At 60.7% G+C, this 18,316-nt stretch carries 19 protein-coding genes and 1 pseudogene; 5 read left to right on the top strand and 15 right to left on the bottom strand.

Annotated features, from left to right (window positions below; translation table 11 throughout):
* The first annotated feature begins 86 nt into the window (after nt 1-86).
* Nucleotides 87-1,301, top strand: a complete 1,215-nt coding sequence (locus tag ACQZ6J_RS24440) for a hypothetical protein (RefSeq protein ID WP_449085979.1) — start codon at nt 87-89, stop codon at nt 1,299-1,301.
* 217 nt (nt 1,302-1,518) lie between these two features.
* Here the strand turns inward: ACQZ6J_RS24440 and ACQZ6J_RS24435 are convergent, their stop codons facing one another.
* The 3 genes and pseudogenes from ACQZ6J_RS24435 to ACQZ6J_RS24425 form a co-directional block, all read right to left on the bottom strand.
* The gene (locus ACQZ6J_RS24435; RefSeq protein WP_449085978.1) at nt 1,519-2,475 is read right to left on the bottom strand and encodes a hypothetical protein; all 957 of its coding nucleotides are present in this window, start codon (nt 2,473-2,475) and stop codon (nt 1,519-1,521) included.
* A 182-nt stretch (nt 2,476-2,657) separates the two neighbouring features.
* The gene (locus ACQZ6J_RS24430; RefSeq protein ID WP_449086140.1) at nt 2,658-3,734 is read right to left on the bottom strand and encodes an RHE_PE00001 family protein; all 1,077 of its coding nucleotides are present in this window, start codon (nt 3,732-3,734) and stop codon (nt 2,658-2,660) included.
* Nucleotides 3,735-3,924: 190 nt separating this feature from the next.
* A pseudogene (locus ACQZ6J_RS24425) lies at nt 3,925-4,236 on the bottom strand (TSUP family transporter); the annotation flags it as partial.
* A gap of 142 nt (nt 4,237-4,378) precedes the next feature.
* Here ACQZ6J_RS24425 and ACQZ6J_RS24420 point away from each other — a divergent pair.
* The gene (locus tag ACQZ6J_RS24420) at nt 4,379-4,657 is read left to right on the top strand and encodes an HIT family protein (RefSeq protein WP_449085977.1); all 279 of its coding nucleotides are present in this window, start codon (nt 4,379-4,381) and stop codon (nt 4,655-4,657) included.
* A 30-nt stretch (nt 4,658-4,687) separates the two neighbouring features.
* Here the strand turns inward: ACQZ6J_RS24420 and ACQZ6J_RS24415 are convergent, their stop codons facing one another.
* Nucleotides 4,688-5,248, bottom strand: a complete 561-nt coding sequence (locus ACQZ6J_RS24415; RefSeq protein WP_449085976.1) for a Chromate resistance protein ChrB — start codon at nt 5,246-5,248, stop codon at nt 4,688-4,690.
* A gap of 54 nt (nt 5,249-5,302) precedes the next feature.
* On the opposite strand from ACQZ6J_RS24415, the gene ACQZ6J_RS24410 reads away from it, so the two are divergent.
* Complete coding sequence (locus ACQZ6J_RS24410) at nt 5,303-5,899, top strand: cation transporter (RefSeq protein ID WP_449085975.1); 597 nt, start codon at nt 5,303-5,305, stop codon at nt 5,897-5,899.
* A 136-nt stretch (nt 5,900-6,035) separates the two neighbouring features.
* On the opposite strand, the gene ACQZ6J_RS24405 is transcribed toward ACQZ6J_RS24410, so the two are convergent.
* The 5 genes from ACQZ6J_RS24405 to nirK all read right to left on the bottom strand — a co-directional run bounded on the left by ACQZ6J_RS24405 (nt 6,036) and on the right by nirK (nt 9,863).
* Nucleotides 6,036-6,245, bottom strand: coding sequence for a hypothetical protein (locus ACQZ6J_RS24405; RefSeq protein WP_449085974.1), 210 nt, complete (start codon nt 6,243-6,245; stop codon nt 6,036-6,038).
* 56 nt (nt 6,246-6,301) lie between these two features.
* Nucleotides 6,302-6,775 (bottom strand): pseudoazurin, encoded by a 474-nt coding sequence (locus tag ACQZ6J_RS24400; RefSeq protein ID WP_449085973.1) that lies wholly within the window; start codon nt 6,773-6,775, stop codon nt 6,302-6,304.
* A gap of 146 nt (nt 6,776-6,921) precedes the next feature.
* Nucleotides 6,922-7,617 carry a Crp/Fnr family transcriptional regulator gene (locus tag ACQZ6J_RS24395; protein WP_449085972.1) on the bottom strand — a complete coding sequence of 232 codons (696 nt, stop codon included), beginning with the start codon at nt 7,615-7,617 and terminating at the stop codon, nt 6,922-6,924.
* Nucleotides 7,618-7,711: 94 nt separating this feature from the next.
* A complete protein-coding gene (locus ACQZ6J_RS24390; RefSeq protein ID WP_449085971.1) occupies nt 7,712-8,614 on the bottom strand; it encodes an SUMF1/EgtB/PvdO family nonheme iron enzyme in 903 nt (300 codons plus the stop codon).
* Between the two features lie 118 nt (nt 8,615-8,732).
* Nucleotides 8,733-9,863: a copper-containing nitrite reductase gene (gene nirK / locus ACQZ6J_RS24385; RefSeq protein ID WP_449085970.1), complete on the bottom strand. Its 1,131-nt coding sequence runs from the start codon at nt 9,861-9,863 to the stop codon at nt 8,733-8,735.
* Nucleotides 9,864-10,111: 248 nt separating this feature from the next.
* On the opposite strand from nirK, the gene ACQZ6J_RS24380 reads away from it, so the two are divergent.
* Complete coding sequence (locus tag ACQZ6J_RS24380; RefSeq protein WP_449085969.1) at nt 10,112-11,323, top strand: NnrS family protein; 1,212 nt, start codon at nt 10,112-10,114, stop codon at nt 11,321-11,323.
* 69 nt (nt 11,324-11,392) lie between these two features.
* On the opposite strand, the gene ACQZ6J_RS24375 is transcribed toward ACQZ6J_RS24380, so the two are convergent.
* The 4 genes from ACQZ6J_RS24375 to ACQZ6J_RS24360 are packed head-to-tail and all read right to left on the bottom strand — an operon-like array spanning nt 11,393 to nt 13,907.
* Nucleotides 11,393-11,710 (bottom strand): metal-sulfur cluster assembly factor, encoded by a 318-nt coding sequence (locus tag ACQZ6J_RS24375; protein ID WP_449085968.1) that lies wholly within the window; start codon nt 11,708-11,710, stop codon nt 11,393-11,395.
* A 4-nt stretch (nt 11,711-11,714) separates the two neighbouring features.
* Nucleotides 11,715-12,236, bottom strand: a complete 522-nt coding sequence (locus ACQZ6J_RS24370) for a DUF2249 domain-containing protein (RefSeq protein WP_449085967.1) — start codon at nt 12,234-12,236, stop codon at nt 11,715-11,717.
* Nucleotides 12,233-13,594, bottom strand: a complete 1,362-nt coding sequence (locus ACQZ6J_RS24365; RefSeq protein ID WP_449085966.1) for a hypothetical protein — start codon at nt 13,592-13,594, stop codon at nt 12,233-12,235. Before ACQZ6J_RS24365 ends, ACQZ6J_RS24370 begins: the two co-directional genes overlap by 4 nt.
* 37 nt (nt 13,595-13,631) lie before the next feature.
* Nucleotides 13,632-13,907 carry a DUF2249 domain-containing protein gene (locus ACQZ6J_RS24360; protein WP_449085965.1) on the bottom strand — a complete coding sequence of 92 codons (276 nt, stop codon included), beginning with the start codon at nt 13,905-13,907 and terminating at the stop codon, nt 13,632-13,634.
* Nucleotides 13,908-14,125: 218 nt separating this feature from the next.
* On the opposite strand from ACQZ6J_RS24360, the gene hemN reads away from it, so the two are divergent.
* Entirely contained in the window at nt 14,126-15,478 is a 1,353-nt protein-coding gene (hemN, locus tag ACQZ6J_RS24355) for an oxygen-independent coproporphyrinogen III oxidase (RefSeq protein ID WP_449085964.1), read from the top strand.
* Between the two features lie 80 nt (nt 15,479-15,558).
* Here hemN and ACQZ6J_RS24350 read toward each other — a convergent pair whose 3' ends face one another.
* Both ACQZ6J_RS24350 and ACQZ6J_RS24345 read right to left on the bottom strand, forming a co-directional pair.
* Entirely contained in the window at nt 15,559-17,457 is a 1,899-nt protein-coding gene (locus ACQZ6J_RS24350; RefSeq protein ID WP_449085963.1) for a VWA domain-containing protein, read from the bottom strand.
* A gap of 12 nt (nt 17,458-17,469) precedes the next feature.
* Nucleotides 17,470-18,282 (bottom strand): AAA family ATPase, encoded by an 813-nt coding sequence (locus tag ACQZ6J_RS24345; RefSeq protein WP_449085962.1) that lies wholly within the window; start codon nt 18,280-18,282, stop codon nt 17,470-17,472.
* Nucleotides 18,283-18,316: the final 34 nt, after the last annotated feature.

The raw sequence follows: 18,316 nt of genomic DNA, 5'->3' as shown, positions 1-18,316 counted from the left end.
AGCATATGGTGTCCCTCACCAGCCACGTTCTTCACGGTCATGTCCCAAGCCCTCTAGCTGCAGGTTTCAGTCCTCCGGAACCAGCAATGAGCCTGGAGTTCGGGCCTTTTGCCTTGGCCGCGGCAGTCGCGCGAACGGCGACCCTGCGTGATGATGCACCGGTCGAAGTGCTCGATGCGTTGCAAAGAAGTACGTTCCCGATGCTGGAGACAATGATCGCGGAAGGTTCGATCTTTGCACTGTCAGGATACTTTTCGCACCTTGCGGATACAGAGCGCACCTTGTTTGCTACGCGTGTGGGTGGCGGTATCACCGACCTCTATATGAATGCCCTGGGTTATGCTTGGCGTGCGAATGCCGTTTGCCTCTCGTCCGCTCTCGATCCTCACGCAGACTTTATCTATGATGGCGGTAACGCCAGCGGTCATGGCGTCGTCCTTGCCGAGGCGCGTGGTTCGTTTTCTGATAGCTGTACGATCAGCAGTATTCGCAGCGCTTCGAAAAACAAATACTTGCGACAGGTAAAACCCTATCTTGGAAAACCGTCACCCTTTGGCGACGTTATACACGGGTATTGTATTGCTTTTGGTTCCGCTATTCGAACGCCAGGAGCATTTCTCGGGGTTTCGGAAACCAAAATCTCAAAGGCGGGTGGTTCTGGGGAAGGCACTCGTCCGAATGGTGTCGACGGCGACGAGCCTAGTGATGGAGCTTCAGCTGCTATCGCGTTGGCGGCTCATCGCTCGAACTTCTTTCTGATGGGCAGCAATCGGGTCGTCCAGTGGATCGACTGGTTACGGAGCGTGGACCGGTCGGCCCCACCTGATACTAGCCCTGTCGTATTCCTTCGCCTTCGATACGCAGGGCGAATTTTCCTCATATCCATACCTGCAATGTGGTGGCTGGACCCGCTCCGCAATTGGTGGACCGACTTCTATGACAATGCCCGCCAGTGGCGTCCCATTCTTCGATCGGCCCTCCGACCACGCGCCACGCGGTGGCCTGACCTGGGCTGTTTTGCAATGGAAGAGAGTGCTGGCATCGCATTTCTGAAAGCTCTTACCACTATGATTGGCCCTCAAACCTTGCGCTTCCCCTCCAGCCTGCAATTGCCGCAATTCGTACCTGCCGGTTTCGGGACGATCATTGACGATTCGACCCGGGACACACCCAGAGACGCTTACAACTATGCTCTCTTTCGTGATGGCTTGGCTCTTCTGGGCGACCCCCAGCGCGGTCGTCCTGTGGGCGTGCTGGAGTGGTCTCCAAAGAACGGCGTCACCATGCAGGACTGGCATTAGCGGGGAGATTGATTGGCGCAGCAGCGGCAGCCCCGCAGCCGTTCCGTTGCAATCGCCGCTGGCTGACTGGCCGGTCTGAAAACGGCTCTTTGAAAGCATGTTCGGCGCTCATCTCAACGCATTTGAAGTGGTCATAAAGGAAGCTTGACACCTAATCTTAAGCACTGTCGGTTTCGATCTGCGCGCGTTGGGCTGACCAGCAATCCAAAGATAGCAGTTAATCTGCGCGGCTCGACACGTGGTCACAGTAATCGCAAAGGTGCGGATTGTTGACGGACTGGGTAGACACCGTCAGAGGCGCGCTACAACGGGCACACTCGTCATCGATGCTATAGTTGCAGAAGAAGCAGCCTGTGAATTCTTCCGATTCTACATAGGCCTCGACAGCACACTCGGGGCAATGATGAATCACTTGCTCGCCCCCATCCTTCACCGCGACGTAGTCGTCAGCCCCGAACAGAGACTGCACGATCATTGCGGTGGTCTCTTCAGCGGGATACTCCTCTCCACACGCTTTGCAATGACCGCGCACCATCGCAGGATCCTTATTGTCGGCGTCGCTTTGGTAGATCAGCGACGAGTTACAGGCCGTGCATTGGAAGTGGCTGCTGTCCCAGACGTGGTCCCACCAAGGCAGATTCTCCAGTGTGGCGTCGCAAGCGGCCTTCTGCCTCTCAAAAAATGCACGTTCCGCCAACATGACGTCCCATGTCCCGCCGAGCATTGCCGAGGGGCTTAGCTCCAGTATGGCGAAGAAGCCCTCGACCAGCGGGAAACATGCTGCGATGGTCTGCCGGATTGTCTCTTTCGGCGCCTTCGAGTGGTAATGCTCGAAATCGTTGCGCAGCTTCTGCAAATCCTTGATGTTGCCGTCTGGCCATTTGAGGCTGAACCCACCGAACCGCTCGCGAAGCTCTTGCAGGTCGATGGTGGTCTGACCCTTCGGACCGATCACAAGGTTGCCGTCGCCATCAAGTCGCGGCGTGTATTTGGACGCAAGGATCTCCATCGGGTCCGCATCCGGTGCGGCCTGCAGCAGGCATTCCTTCCCGAGCAGGAGCACACCCGCATAGAAGTTTCGTAATGCACTGATAGGCCGCCGTTCATCATTGGACTGGTAGTCCTCAATGCCGAGCTGGATTGAATTGATGGCGTTGTCGAGTAGTTCGCTCATGTCTTTTCTTTACACTGAAACTACAAACCACGCGATGCGGACGATTGGCAGAGAACACAATCAATTTCGACGAGTTTACATTCAGTTCTCGACGATACTCACCTAGCGACCGGAAGGATGACGATCGACCTTCTCGCGCTACGCCAGCCGACTAGCAACAGCCTTTCGCCTTCACTTCACCTCTAAAGAATGCCCCACGCCCGAAACCTCCCCCTCCCCGTCATCTCCCTTAGCCCCAGCTCTCCGACAATCCTCAGCGCCGCCCGTTGCGTCACCTTCAGCGTCTCGGCGACCATGCCGGCCGAGACGAGCGGCCGGGACATCACCAGCTCGATCAGGCCCGGCAGATTGGAGGACGAGCGCCGGCCGACCAGCCGCCGCTCCAGCATCTGCTTTGCCAGCACCAGCCGGTCATGTTCCTTCAGACCAAGTTCGGCGGCCGCGATGTTGCCGTTGACGATCGCCAGCAGCCTTGTGTCGCGCGCGTGATGCCGACGCCGGTCGACGGCAATGGATTTCAGGCCAAGATTGACGGAGCTGAGATGCGCCGCCGTCGTGAGGCCCGCCTTCCGCAGCGTCGCGGCGGCAAGCAGCCGACCAAGCCACGGCGCGTGCTGCAGGACGGCCAGTTCGTTCCAGGCATCGAGAGCGATGATCGCCTGCAACATCGGCGGCAGACCATCGGTTTCCGCCAGCACGGCCCGCCACTCCTCCAGTCGTTTGTCTTCATCCCAGTCGAGATCATAGACCAGCGGATCTTTTTCCCGAGTGCCGGCGCGTCCAGGCGCCTTTGCTGTTTCAATAGCGGCGTTCGACCGCACCAACACAGCATCGATGGCGGCAAGCTCCGCGTCGAGGAGACCGGCACCGTCATCATCATCCCCCTCCCCTTCTTCGACAGCGTCCGCTTCCAGCGTATAGCCTTTCATCTCGACGCTGCCATCGCCTCCCGATGAGAATGCCGGCCCGCCGGTAACGCGGTTGTGTCCGCGCAGCGAACGGAGACCCTCCGGGCTGAGCGCCCAGCCGGGTGGCTGCGCAGCGATGCGCCTGCGGGCTTTCAAGACATCGCGGGCGATGGTGAGTTCGTGGGTCGGAGTGCGGATATCATGGCCGGCGTCGTGCAGCACCAAGTCCTCGAGGTGAACGAGCTCGCCGTCGATCCACAGCGACGCGCAGGCATCCGCGAAATGCGTCCGTTCGAGAAAGCCAGCGCCGACCGGCGAGCGGGCAACCCGCTCGTCGAGGCGCGTCAACAGCGAAACCGCTGTGGGTTTTACTTTCTGATTTCAAACCGGAAAACGTCATACGCCGGTTAGATTTAGGCGCGAAATCGGAGTGGATTTTACGCTAACGATTTCAGTGAAATCCTCCTTTGGCCTTTATCAGTACATGTCCTCAGGATAACGTTTTTAGCCGATGGTGGTCAGCCCTGCTGTCGCAGCGTCAGCCGGCGCCGAACCATGCGCCGATCAGGTTTCCTGCGAGGAGGTTGAGAACGATCGGCCAGTTATCGGCGATGGCGCCGAAGGGAACGGTCCCCGCCCGAAAGGGAAGCGCGGTCGCAACGACGACGAGACTCATGGCCTTGTTGAGGATGACCGCCTCCAGGGCTGCAAAATTGAAGAACCCGATCAGGATCGGAAGACGAAACTCGGCGCCTCCGAGACCTATGAGGCCACCGAGGGCGCCGATAACGGCACCTCCGCCGAAAGCAGTTGCAGGATGACGGGGAAGTGATGTGTTGGCGGCGTCGGTCATGGGCGATATGTATGCACAAATATCGCGAGAGTGGACAGTCGGTATGGCAGTGGCAGAGGAAAACATAGAAAATTGTCGGTGGTGCCTTGCGAATGGTTTGGCTGGCGCGTCGCCGGCCGCAAGCAATCGGTCACAATATCTGATGCTGAAGCCGACCATGCCGAACCCGTCGGCGATGATCATTCCGTTCCGTCATGTCGAGACGCCCTTCGAGTTCAGTTCGCAGGAGTGGTCCGACCTCGGCGATATGCTGGCGGAAGCGAAGCACCGTCTCGACCAGTTCCAGCCCGAGGGGTTCACGATCGGATGGAATGTCGGAACAACCGGCGGCCAGCATATCTTCCACGCGCATATGCATGTGGTGTGCCGCTACGAACACGATCCGAAGGCTGGCCAGGGAATCCGCGACTTTTTGCGGTGATCAGCGGCACGGAGGCTTGTTCTTGCCGGGCTACGCCTCCCCTGAGGAACCACGGTTCTCCTCCTGCAGCGCGAAAACCTGATTGGCGTAAGCGTCGAGGAGCACTTCGCATTTCGCCAGCCGTGCCTCGGCCTCGGCCGCCAGCGTCGCGCCATAAAAGTCGAGCCGGCGGATTTTCTCATACCAGGACCTGAGCTTCTTCAGGTCCTCGTCGTTCTCCTCGATCTCGGCATAGCTGAAGTGGTTTGAGGTCGTCTCCTTGGCAATCTCGGCCTCGAAATCGTCGCAGCGCCCCAGCAGTTCCCTATATTCCTCGTCTCGGTCGGCCCGGAAACGAGCCAAGACCTTGTCGGCTTGGGCCTTGTCGAGCGCCACCGTTTCCAGAAGGACGGCCTCGCCCTCCATCTCGGCGATTTCGTTTTCGATGACCTTCAGCGCCCGGCGATGATCGTCGGTTTTCGGAAGCAGGCAGACACCGCTCTGCAGGTAGACCGCCCCCATGCTCTTGAGCTTGCGCCACAGCGCGACGCGCCGGCGATTGGGTTCGGCAGGAACTTTATAGGTGAGCAGGAACCATGTTTCTGTAGCCATGTATGGCAGCATAGTGTAACGGTGGTTACAAATCAATCGCTACGGAGGCGATCCATGCTGGATCGATACCTCGATACTCCTCTTCACAAAATCGTCGCGCTGGTGGCACTGCTGAACCTCGGATATTTCGGGATCGAGTTCGTGGTGGCGCTTAAAATCGGTTCGGTGGCGCTGTTTGCTGACAGCGTGGATTTTCTCGAAGATGCCTCGGTTAATCTGCTGATCCTGCTCGCGCTCGGCTGGTCTCTCAAGCGCCGGGCGCGTGTCGGAATGGCGCTTGCACTGATAGTGTTGGCGCCAGGCATCGCAACGCTATGGACGGCCTACCGTAGCTTCATTGATCCAGCCCCGCCGCACCCCTTCCTTTTGACCATCACGGGCGCGGGCGCATTGGCCATCAACCTGTCCTGCGCTTTCCTGCTTGCGGCTTTCCGTCATGAGAGCGGTAGCCTTACAAGAGCCGCTTTCCTTTCCGCACGCAATGATGCGCTCGCCAATATCGCCATCATCGGCGCGGGCCTCGTTACCGGCTTTGTCTGGCGTTCGGCGTGGCCAGATCTGATCGTCGGCCTTGGCATCGCTGCGATGAACCTGGATGCAGCGAGAGAGGTCTGGGAAGCAGCAAGGGATGAGCATCGCGCGGCGGCGTAGTTTTTCACCATCAATTCCGTAGCCGCAGAATGCGGAAGGTCGAGGCGACTTTCGGGTAAGATATACGACATCGAGGGCGCTTTCACCTGCCGGTATGCCGGGAAATGACAACGCGACGAGCCTTGCAACACGCGCTTCAGATGATCTGATGATCCTTGGCTTTTCTGATTGCCTCGGTAAGTGATTTGGCATCCAACACCAAAGTTGCTTGGTCGAGATACGTCTGAATATCCTCTACATTCCCGCCCTCGATCGCCACGATCTCCGAAAGGCTTTTTCCCTGAGAGGCCCACCGGAGATAGATGATTTCGAGCGACGAAAGTTTCGTAGGATTCTCACCGAACAAGGACGCATCCCTCACGGCTATGGGTCAGCAATGCTAGACATCGCCTTCGGGCCGGATCATAGCGCCTGCGCGTGTTGTTGCGTATTTCCGCCGATCTGGTTGATTGCCGCGTCAATGCGTTGCTGCGCCATTTTCGGCAATTTTCCCGCCTTGATCGCCTCAAGATTGACCGGGTTTTGTCCGACTACGACGAGGCCGACCATTCCCATGCCAGCATGCGGTGCGCATTTGACGACATAGGCACCAGGGATGTCGAAAGTCACCTCGATGGTCTCGTTCATCTTGCCCTTGAAGGCCTTCGCGCCGTCGGGAATCATGTCCTTGACAGTTTCCGCATTATGACCCTTGTCGGTTGGAATGAATGTGACCGTGTCGCCCGGAGCGATCTGCGTGAGTACGGGTTCGAACACCATCGCGCCATCTGGACCTTTGTTCAGCATATGGACTTCGAAATCGGCCGCCATTGCAGGTACGGTCAATAGTCCGACAAGCGTCGAGACGACTGCTAATTTCGCGAAAGGAATATACATTATCTTTCTCCTTGATGCGGAAAAGCCTGGAAATGACTTTTCTTGTCAAAGAGATAGGCCGTTACACGCCGCGCATCTTTGCGAATTGGCAAACAACAAGACTGATCCCGCCGGTTGATGCCAAACGAGGCCATGCACGACCGTCATCATTCTCTGTCGCCATCGGCAAGATGCGTAAGTCCCTCAATATCGCAAACGAGAAGCTTCTGCCGACCCCCTTCGACCAGTCCTTTCGTCTCCCAGGCACTCAATATCCGGGAAACGGTGTGCAAGGTCGTTCCCGTCATTTCGGCAATATCCTGGCGCGAGATCTGGAAATCGATGCGGACACCATTTTCCTCCGGCCTGCCAGCCTGCTGGCAGAGGCGCAGGACGGCGTGAGCGACGCGACGCTCCACCTCCTGCGTCGACATTTCCCGGATGCGGGTATGCGCTTCCTCCAGCCTCTGGCCAATGGTCTGCATTGCGCTCACAGCGAGCCGGGGATTCTGCTCGACAAATTGCGGCCAGAGTTCCGTCGGCCAGCACAGGACCACGCTTTCGGCAGCCGCGGTCGCGGTCCCCGGATAGTCGGCGCGGCGCAACGCCCTGGCAAAGCCAAAGAGATCACCCGGATGCACCATACGGACGATGATCTGCTGGCCATCCTCTGTGACCTGCGTCACCTTCAGCCGGCCATGGAGAAGAAGATAGAAGCTTTTCGCTTCCTGGCCTTGCTCGAATACGGCTTCGCTCTGCGGGACGCGCCTCGATGTCGCGTGGTTCAGCAATCGGTCGACATCGTCGTCACTCATCCTGTCGAACAATTCCAGCGTCCTGACGACAGACCGATCAATCTTCACAACAGTCCTCTGTTTCTCCCGTCTTCCGGACGGAACCCAGCCGCGTGCCATTCTTCGCAGGGTAGACGATGCCCCTACCTTGATCCAGCGCAATCTAGGTTCTGCGGAAGAGTGGTCGGAGCAGTCGAGCATACCATTTCGTCTCCTCGACAACACGGAATCCGAGATTGTCGGGCGGTGTTCCGACCGAACAACCACCGCCCTTGGGATCTCGGACAAAGGAACTCATAGGCGCGCGATGCTTGCCGACCGCGAGATAGATCCCGCAGGATTCGACATCACGCGCCGCTTCGCCTTTCCCGTCCAGATCGACGCGCCGGCTGCAGGTCGTCGTCCATTCCCAGACATTGCCCGCAAAATCGGCCAGGCCGAACTCGCTTTCGTCGAAGCTCCCCTGCCGTTGTGGCGCCGGATTGACCGATGCCTTCCGATTCGCCTCGCGCTGATAGTCGGCAAGCCAGCGAAGTGCGGGATTGCCGCTCGTGGGGTCGATGCCGAGGGCATCGTCGGAAAAGCGCGAGCCTGCGGCAAAGGCCGTCTCCTCGTCGGTTGGCAGACGCCAGAACATGCCCTTGCGGCGTGACAACCAGGCGGCATAGGCCTCCGCGTCATCGTAGCTGACGCCAACGATGGGAAAATCCTTCCGGCGCTCCGTCGTCCGTTCCGACGGCAGGCAGGCTCCATCATCGACACAAAGTCCGTATTCGTATTCGGAGATCTGGTGTTTCGTGATCGTCAGCGGCGCACGGACAAATCGCGTCAGTATCGGCCCATCGACAGCATAGCCGCCTTTATAGAAATCGCCCGGGCTGCGGTAGGAAAAGCGGTGCGGAGCAATGGTGACGGTCTGCGGCACTTCAACCAGGCTCCCTTTTTTCCCCGGCGAAAGCACGTAGAGGCGCGTAACCAGCATTGCGCAGAGAGCGGCGAGGAGAAACAAGGGCACGAGCAGAGAGAGATCGAAAATAGTGGGCTTTGTTGGAGAAATCAGTGCCATCGCGATCATCTTTTCTTGTAGGGCGGTGAACAGAGGCCCTGGATGAGATGACAAGACGATGCCCAGGTCCGAGCGTGCCTCACCCAGTGTGGCGACACGCCCAGATCGGAACGGGACATCAACCTGTTGTTGCCGAGACCGATGTCATGAGATCATCGTTCCAGTCGCCGGTGACCGTAAAATGGCCGGCAGCTCCCAGTTCGAACGCCTCGATGAGGTTATGGTTGACATAGGCGTAGATGCCTGGCTGCAGGAAAGTATAGAAAGCCGCAGCCGCCATACCACCCGGGATAAACCAGGTTTCCAAATCGCGCTCCGGCGCGTTGCGGAACTTGCCGTACATCCAGACGTAATCGCCGTGCCCGCCGATCAGATGCGGTCTGGTGTCGCGATTGGCCTGCGAGTGGACGATCAGGACTCGCTCACCGACCTTGGCCTTCAAGGCATTGTCACCAGTGAGAGCGCCGACCGCGCCATTGAACACGATATGGCTCGGCGTCAATGTTCGCATGACGGCGAGCGTGTCCGCATAGGCGTCACCAGCGGTGTCATATTTCTTGAAGTTGCCCCTTTCGTCGCGCGGAACATAAAAGTCCTGCTCGCCGACGTAATAGACACGGTCATAAATGAGTTCCTCGCCGTTGCCGTCGGTCAGCCCCTCACGTGGCAGCACCATAATAGCGCCGTTCATGCCCGAAGTGACGTGCCACGGTACCATGCCGGGAGGTGCACAATGATAGACGAAGACGCCGGCCCGCGTCGCCTTGAACCGCAGCACGCTCTTCTCGCCGGGATTGACAAGGGTGAGGCCGCCGCCGCCGAGCGCGCCGGTCGAGGCGTGGAAATCGATATTGTGCTGGAGTGTATTGGTTTCTGGATTGACCAATGTCAGTTCGACATAGTCATCCTGATGCACCACCATCAGCGGACCCGGTACCAAGCCGTTGAAGGTCATGGCATTGATCTCGGTGCCCTTGTCATCGATGACCAGTTTCTTTTCCTGGATTGTCAGAGTGAACTCGACGATCTTCGGCCCGCCTTCTGCCTTCTGGCTATGGGCATGCACGAAAGGCGGCTTGACAAGCTCGACCTTCTGGCGCGGCAGGGAACGGATATCGACGGTGGGTGCGCGCGCATTCTTCGGCTCGTCGGCATGCGAAGGCGTCGCCGCGACGATCGGTGCGAGCGCGCCGGCAAAAGCCGCACCCGCAAGCATGGTGCGACGCGTCAACTGAAACTGGTCGGTCATCTTCATTCTCCTTCTTAAAAGACGGAGCGAACATCGCCCTGTCACTGAATTCCTAGGACGGCTGCGGCGGCTCTCTTTGTCGCGGAACAAACAGGCTTCCGGCCTCTCTGCGTCATTTTGGCATCGCCGCATTTCGTCTCGCCGCCGCTTCTCAATCGTCAAATCATGCAGCCGAGCTTGTTCCTGAGCAAAGAAAAGGCCGTTCCCGGAGGTTAAAGTTGAAGATACGCAATGCGAAGGAGTGACCAATGAGCGAGATTGAACATCCGTTGCGCATCAGGCGCGCCATCCCGAGAGGTCTAGCGACGACCGGGCTGGTGATCTTCTCCTACGGTTTCAGGCCATTTTTTCTCGGGGCCGGCATCTGGGCGGCCGCCGCGATGACGCTCTGGATCATAGCCTTGATGAGCGGCCTGCAGGTCGGGGGGAGCTACGGTGCGCTGCCCTGGCATGCGCACGAAATGTTGTTCGGCTTCGCTTCCGCCGTGCTCGCCGGCTTCCTGTTGACGGCCGTGCCGAACTGGACCGGTCGCCTGCCGGTTTCCGGGCTATCGCTGGTCTTTCTCTTTGCCCTCTGGTGCGCCGGCCGGATCGCGCTTCTCGCCCCCGACTGGCTTGGCGTCGTCTCCTCGACCGTCATTGACGGGCTTTTCCTGCCGACGCTTCTGCTCATCTGCGCCCGTGAGGTCATCGCCGGCCGAAAATGGAAGGATCTCAAGGTTCTCGCCGGTCTGTTTGCGCTGTCGATCGCCAATGGCTGCTACCATTTTGCCACGATCACTGGAGACCATCCGGAGATCGCCACCCGGCTTGCAATCAGCGCCTACGTCGCACTCGTGACCATCGTCGGCGGGCGCATCCTGCCGAGCTTCACCCGCAACTGGCTGAACCGTGTCGGACGGGTTGACTTCCCGGTCCCCTATAACCGGTTCGACACGATCGCCATTGTCGGTGGCGTTGCCGCTCTCGCGAGCTGGACGGCGCTGCCCCATTCCATTCTGACCGCCTCGCTTGCGCTGGCAGCGGCCCTATTGCACACGATCCGTCTGATCCGGTGGCGCGGCTGGACGGTTCACGCGGAAAAGCTCCTGCTCGTCCTGCATGTGGCCTATGCCTTTGTCCCCCTGGGCTTCGCATCGATCGCACTGGGCGCCCTCGATCTGCTCAATGACTACTCGGTCATGCATGTCCTGACCGTCGGCGCGATCGCCTCCATGATGCTTTCCGTCATGACGAGAGCGAGCCGCGGCCATACAGGTCGGCAGCTGACGGCCTCGCGGCTGACCGTCATCTCCTATGTCTTCCTCGTTCTTGCCGCGCTGGTGCGGCCGGCGGCCGAAATACTTCCCGACTTCGCCTCGCCGATCTTTGCGGTAGCCGGGATTCTCTGGATGGCGGCGTTTTCTCTTTTCTGCTGGGAATATGCGCCGATGCTGCTGCGCGCTCGCCGCAATGCGTGACCCTCTTGCGGCATGACAAACGGCGCTCCGAAGCTTTCCGCTTCGGAGCGCCGTCGCTATTGCCGAACCTCAGGAAAACCGGCGTACCTCTTCCGTATTCCTGATCATGTCCGGGCTCCATGGCGGTTCGTATGTCAGGCGGACCTCCACAGCTCCCACGCCCGCTACCTGCCGGGCGCGATCACGCACTGCTTCCCGAAGAAAGCCTGAAGCAGGGCATCCCCTTACGGTCGTCGTCATGGTGATTTCGACGGTGCCGTTTCCCGTTTCCTGGACCCCGTAGATCAGGCCGAGATCGACGAGGTTGCCGCCGATCTCGGGATCGATGATCGTGCGCAGCGCGTCCATAACGGTGTTGCGCAGTGGAACACTCCCCTGTTCCGCCATTGTCTCATCCTCGATGTGCAGAGATCCGGATCATGATCCGGAAAGTGGAGCCGGTTTCGTCGAAATTCCCCACCCATTGATGCCCCCGCCTCTCGAGTTCGGGAAAGAGGAAGATCGGCTCGCGCGCAAGCAGGGCGAACAGGACCGAGCCCGGCTTCATGCTCTCGGCCGCCGCCAGAATACGTGTCATCGGTTCGGGGGGATCGAGATCAGTAAGATCGAGGCTGCGTTCGGGATCCGGCCATGCTTCCGGCGTTTCGGCGTCGGGAGAGGCCACGACAGGATCGTCGGGCAAGATCTTCGGGGAAAAGACAACCTCCCAGTCGCCGTCGCCGATTTCCCGCGCCTCATGGTCGAAGCCGCGACTTGCCATGAGGTCGAACAGGGGTTGCGGCCGGAAGGTTGCGAGAAGGCGAAGCCCCTCCCCCGGCGACAGCGCCGTCACGGCCTGCATGATCGCCTGGAATGGCTCTCCGCCACTGCGCAGGATTGGCCGCACATCGAGTTCTCTGTGGGATGGTGTCATGATGACCTCCTTGAAACGCGAATGGGCAAAAAGAAGTTGGGCCGCGCACCGGCCGATGCGCGCTGCGCGGGGTCGAGCTCGGCAAGCCGCCGCGTTCGCCCGAACTCGACGATCAGGCCGAGGGTCGCGGCGACCTGGCCGGTAGCCGCCGCCCTGAAGAGGTTCGTCTCCGCAAAGAGGAGCGCGAGGGTGCCCGCGGTTACGGCGCCATAGTAGAGATAGAACCAGAGGACGGCGCGATCCTCCCTGACCAGGTCCTGGACTCGCGGCGTCGGCATTCGTCCGAGGACAGGCCCATAACATTCGAGCCAGGTCAGAAATGGCATGATCTTATAAAGCTGCGCGAGGCCGAGACCGGTCAGCCAGCCGAAGACGAACAGATAGGCGAGCGGCCCGATCATGCTTGCGAGATTGCCTGTTGCCGCCAGGATTGCAAAGAGGGCGGCCGACAGAAACAGGGCAGCGAAGGCGGCAAGGCTGGCACGACCATTGAGTTCGATCACCCTGCGCTTACGCCCACGATAGATGGTCAGGACATCGCCCGCATAGAGGACGAGAGCGGCGGCCGACAGGAGTGCGGCGATCAGGAGCGCATCATCGACCATCCTGTCGTCCGACAGGATCAGAAAGACGCCGACGGCGATGAGCGCGAGGGCGGCGGTGCCAACCCACCAAAGCATGGCGGTCGCTTTCCGCATCCGCTCCGGTGCCAGTAAAAACATCGTCAACAGGCGGTAACTCACCCCCATGGCCGTAAAGGTCATCCATCCGGCGAGCCCCAGCGAAGCGTGCAGTGGGATGCCCTCAATCAGGAGCGCCGTTGCAAAGTCCCCTACAAGGATTCCCGCCAGAACCATAGTGAAAACGAGGCCCAGCAGGATGGCAACGAGAAGGGAAAGAAGGCCGCTGACCACGAAGCGGGCGGGGAGCGGCAGCGGCCTTGCCTGCTGCAGCGTCGATCCGATCATAAGCACCACGAGCAGAAAGCCGGCCACAAGCAGCAAGCCGCCGCCCGGCAGGATATGGGCTGGGGCATCCAGAAATCCACGGAGCCTCAGAAAGCCTGCCGAAAGACAGGACAGGCCCAGGATCAGCAACAGCAGCGCTGGCCCCGCCGCCCATGCGCAGCGCAATGGCCGGGCGACCAGGACGGGAACGAACTGCAGGAGCGCGCCCGTCAGCAGCAGGCCCAGCCACCCGATGGCGATCACATGCACGAGGAAAAGCGTCTCCGGCGCCGCAATCGACGCCGACGGATAACCGAAGCCCAGGGCCATCACCGTCTCGCCGAAGAGCAGAAACAGCAGCGCGGCGGCAAAATAGGACATCGTCCAGCGGGAAAGCGTGGCACCGGGCATCGTTTTCACCTCGACAGGCGGCGTTTCAGGCTTGCCGTCAATGACCGCCGCAAGAGCACTCGCAGCCCGAGCCCTCCAGCCGGCCGATTTCCACCCGCCAGACATCCGGCCCCTCCTCCAGATAGTCCCACCGAAATTCGCCGGGATGGCTCATCTGGATCTGGTAGTGCAACGGCCTCGGTTCGTGATCGCTGGTGATCACCATGGCTTCCCCGGGCGCGAGCGCATGGAGCATCCCGAAGATCGCCGGATGGCGCTCCTGGGGGGCAAGGGTGCGGATATCGATAGCGTGTTTTTCAGCAGGGTTCGACATGGTTCAGGTCTCCGTATTGTTCATTGCGACCCCTTCGCGTCGGACGGATCAGGGTCCCAGATTCCTAGCCGATCACGCCCGCCGGCAATTTGCGTATGAGCAAATAATTCGCCAAAGGCCGGGCAGCCCCTCCGTTTGCCTGCTTGAGCTTCGGCAAAGAACGGATGGGCGAACCGCTCTATGAACTCGGTCTTTCGCAATCACAGGAAGGATCGCCAATGTCACGGGATCTGACGGAAAAATACGGCGAGGCGCGGCTGCCTCGCTATACGAGCTATCCGACGGCGCCGGGATTTTCGGCCACGATCGGGCCGGGAACCTACAGCGACTGGCTGACCGAAAACCGCAGCGATGCGGCAATCTCGCTCTACCTGCACATTCCCTTCTGTCGCTCGATGTGCTGGTACTGCGGCTGCCATACGACGATCACCCAGCGCGACCAGCCTATCCTCGACTATCTCGACATGCTGCGCAAAGAGATCGGTGTGGTTTCCAGCCTGCTGCAAAAACGGCAGAAGGTTCGCCATATCCATTTCGGCGGCGGCACGCCGACCATCATGAAGCCCCAGGAGTTCATCGATCTCGTCGCCCTGCTCCGCCGCTGTTTCGAGATCGGCGCCGCCGCCGAAATCGCGGTGGAAATCGATCCCCGGACACTCACTGACGCGATGACGGAGGCACTCGGCGACGCTGGTGTGACGCGCGCAAGCCTCGGGGTCCAGAGCTTCGATCCCAGGGTCCAGGAGGCGATCAACCGGATCCAGACGGCGGAACAGACACAGCGGGCAGTGACGGGGCTGCGCAATGCCGGCGTCGAGAGCATCAACTTCGACCTCATCTACGGGCTTCCTCACCAGACCGTCGATTCCTGCATCAGGACCGTGAAGACTGCGCTCGGCATGCGGCCGAACCGTTTCTCCGTCTTCGGTTATGCGCATATTCCGGCCTTCAAGAAACATCAGAGACTGATCGATGAAAAGGTGCTCGCCGATGCGGCCGGGCGGGATGCGCAGGCGGAAGCGATAGCCCGCGAACTGGTCGCCGCCGGCTATCTGCGCATCGGCCTCGACCACTACGCACTGCCGGACGACGACCTCGCTCTGGCGCTCAGGATGGGACGCCTGCACCGCAACTTTCAAGGATATACGACCGACAGCTGCAAGACATTGATCGGCTTCGGCGCATCCGCCATCGGCCATCTCGAGCAGGGCTATGTGCAGAACGAAGTGGCGCCGGGCCTTTATGCCCAACGGATCGCATCCGGGCGGTTTTCGACGGTGAAGGGATATCGCCTGACGGCCGAAGATCGATTGCGTGCCGCTGTGATCGAGCGGCTGATGTGCGATTTTCGCGCCGATATCGGCTCGATTTCGAGGGCCCATGGCTTCGATGCCGGGCTGCTGTTCGAAGGCAACCAGAAACTCAGGATGCTGGAGGCCGATGGCGTCGTGGAGCTGAAGAATGGCATCGTCGAGGTTTGCCAGGAGCGCCGCTTCATCATCCGCGCGGTTGCGGCGGCCTTCGATGCCTATATCGACCGGCCGGGCCGCACGCATGGCAAGGCGGCTTGACCCCGGCCGGCAAGAGCAATGCAAAGAGGCCCGGCCTGCATCTCGGCCGGGCCCCTCCACCGTAATCCTTCCGACCCCGTTTATCCGGAAAGACTGCGATAAAGTGCGGGCAATGCCGCGGGAAGCCGTGCGATATGGCCGACGACGGCATAGCCGTTCTGGCCGAACATCGCCGGCACATAGGCTTTCGCGTCGCGATCCACGGTGACGGCGAACACGCTCATGCCCGCACGCCGCGCCTCGATGACCGCACGGCGGCTGTCCTCGAGGGCGAAACGGCCTTCATAGTGATCGACGTCGTTCGGCTTGCCGTCTGTCAGGACGAGCAGCAGCTTCCGGCGGTTCGGCTGCTTCTGGAGACCCGCGGCTGCGTGACGGATCGCGGCGCCGATCCGGGTGTAATATCCCGGCTTCAAAGCTGCGATCCTCGCCTCGACCTTCGAACTCATCGCTTCGCCGAAATCCTTGACCGTTTCGATCCGCACCCAGGAGCGGCGCCTGGACGTGAAGGTCAGGATGGCGTGATTGTCGCCGCAGGCGGCCAGTCCATGCGCCAGCACCAGCAGCGCCTCCTTCTCGACGTCGAGGACGCGGAGATTATCGACCCAGGCATCGGTGGAAAGCGACACGTCGACGAGGATGGTCACGGCCAGATCATGGGCCTGCGGACGGCTCATGAGGTGGATACGGTCGCTGCCTTGTCCGCCGGCGGTCAAGTCCGTGCGCGCCCGCACCACCGCATCGAGGTCGAGATCGGTACCGTCGATCTGCGCTTTCAGGAGTTCATGGCGCGGCCGCAGGACCTCGAACTGGCGCCTCACCCGGCGGATCAGGATCTGCGTGTGAGCGGCGGGATCGATGCCCGCGTCGGACGACGGGGCTGGCGAGGCCACGACCCTGCAATAATCACGCATGTAGGTGCCGCGCCGGTAATCCCATTCCGGATAGCTGAATTCGGCCATCAGCGGCGTGCGATCAAGCGCCTCCGGTGGCAGGTCGAGATCGAAGCGGAACCGCGCTGACGGCCTTCCCTTCCGCTCGCCAAGCGTCATGTCGTCCAGCTCTTCCGCGGCCTTCGCGTCATGGTCGTCGCTGTCGTCGCCCGGCCGGTCGACATTGACCATCTCGGCCATGGCGAGGATCTTCTCGAAGCGGTTGAGAATGAAGGAGCTGCGCTCGGTGTCGCGCTTCTCGGTCTTTTCGCGGATGGCGATATGGCGATCGGTTGCGGCACCCTGGCTATTGCCGGGCCGGGCCGGTTCATCCTGGTCCTTTCGCGCCTCCGTCTCCTCGCGCAACAGCGCTTCGGGCCAGAGCGGCACGGGCAGCATGGGGAGATAGCCGGGCGGCGCGCGATGGGGAAAGATCGCCGGCAGGCCGTCATCCGGCAATCCGGCACCGCCTTTCAGCAGGCTTATGGCGCGGGCTTCCACAAGCCGCTCGACGGAAGGCAGCGGGCGACCGCGGCGCTCGCGAAGCGTGGCGGTGCAGAGCCAACGATAACGCCGCTCCAGGCCAGGAAAGGCACGGATTACCGTCTTCACCGTCCTTTCGGCGCGAGCAAGGGCGGCAAGGTTGCGGCAAAGGGGATCGCCCAGCGCTTCCGGCTGCAGCGGCATGATGGCCATGGCGGCCGCAAGCCAGAGATAGAGATCGCGGTTGCGCTCCCTGTCGGGAAAGAGATCGATTTCGGCAGGAAGCATCAGAGTTGCATGGTCGCGACCCGGCTGAACCAGCTTTTCTTCACCAAGCCCGATACGCTGGCGCAGCTTCAACCGGTGCGTCGACGTGCGTCCCCAGGAGGGGGCGATCTGCACCGCGCCTTCGCCGCCGAAGCCACGAAAGCAGACGGCAAGCACCGGCTGGATGTCCGCCAGTCGGACCGCCGCACCCGGATACCGCGGCCAGGTGCGCGTGTTGCCGACAAGGCGATCCCAGGCACGGCCGACGGTTTCTTCCAGCTCCAGAAAATCGAACATCGACGTTTCCCTTCAGCGGATCACTGCTTCCGCAACTTCGACAAGCGCGGCCTTCACGTCCGGTTCGTCTGTCAAAGGCTCGATCATCGCCGAAAGCACGGCATCGCGGGTGGTCAGGCCGCTGTCGATCAGGCTGGCGCAATAGACGAGCAGGCGGGTTGACACGCCCTCTTCCAGATCGTGGCCCTTCAAGGCCCGCAGTCTTGCCGCAAGATCGACCAGCGGCGCGACACGCCCTTCGTCCAGGCCGCTCTCCCGGGATACGACGGCAATCTCCTCGGCTTTCGGCAGGAAGCCGAACTCGATGGCGACGAAGCGCTGGCGCGTGCTGGGTTTCAGCACCTTCAGGAGATTCTGGTAGCCGGGATTATAGGAGACCACCAGCATGAAGCCCGGCGGCGCCTCTAGCACTTCCCCGGTGCGTTCCAGCGGCAGGATTCGCCGGTCGTCGGTCAGCGGATGCAGCACGACGGTGACGTCCTTGCGCGCCTCCACTACCTCGTCGAGGTAACAAATGCCGCCCTCGCGCACCGCGCGGGTCAAAGGCCCATCGACCCAGACGGTGTCCCCGCCTTTCAGCAGATAGCGGCCGGTGAGATCGGACGCCGCGAGATCGTCATGGCAGGAAACCGTCGACAGCGGCAGGCCAAGCCTGGCGGCCATGTGGCTGACAAAGCGGGTCTTGCCGCAACCGGTCGGCCCCTTGAGGAGTAGCGGCAGCTGGCGTGTCCAGGCGCTTTCGAACAGGGCGCACTCATTGCCCAGGGGCGAATAGGCCGGGATGGCTGGATCGGGACGCAGTGCATCCTGCAGGACGAAATTCATGGCAAACCTCCGGGGATTATCGATGGAAAGGAAA

The sequence above is a fragment of the Rhizobium sp. A37_96 genome, assembly GCF_053521765.1.
Note: the sequence above shows the minus strand (reverse complement) of the source record. Positions and strands in the feature narration are given on the sequence as shown.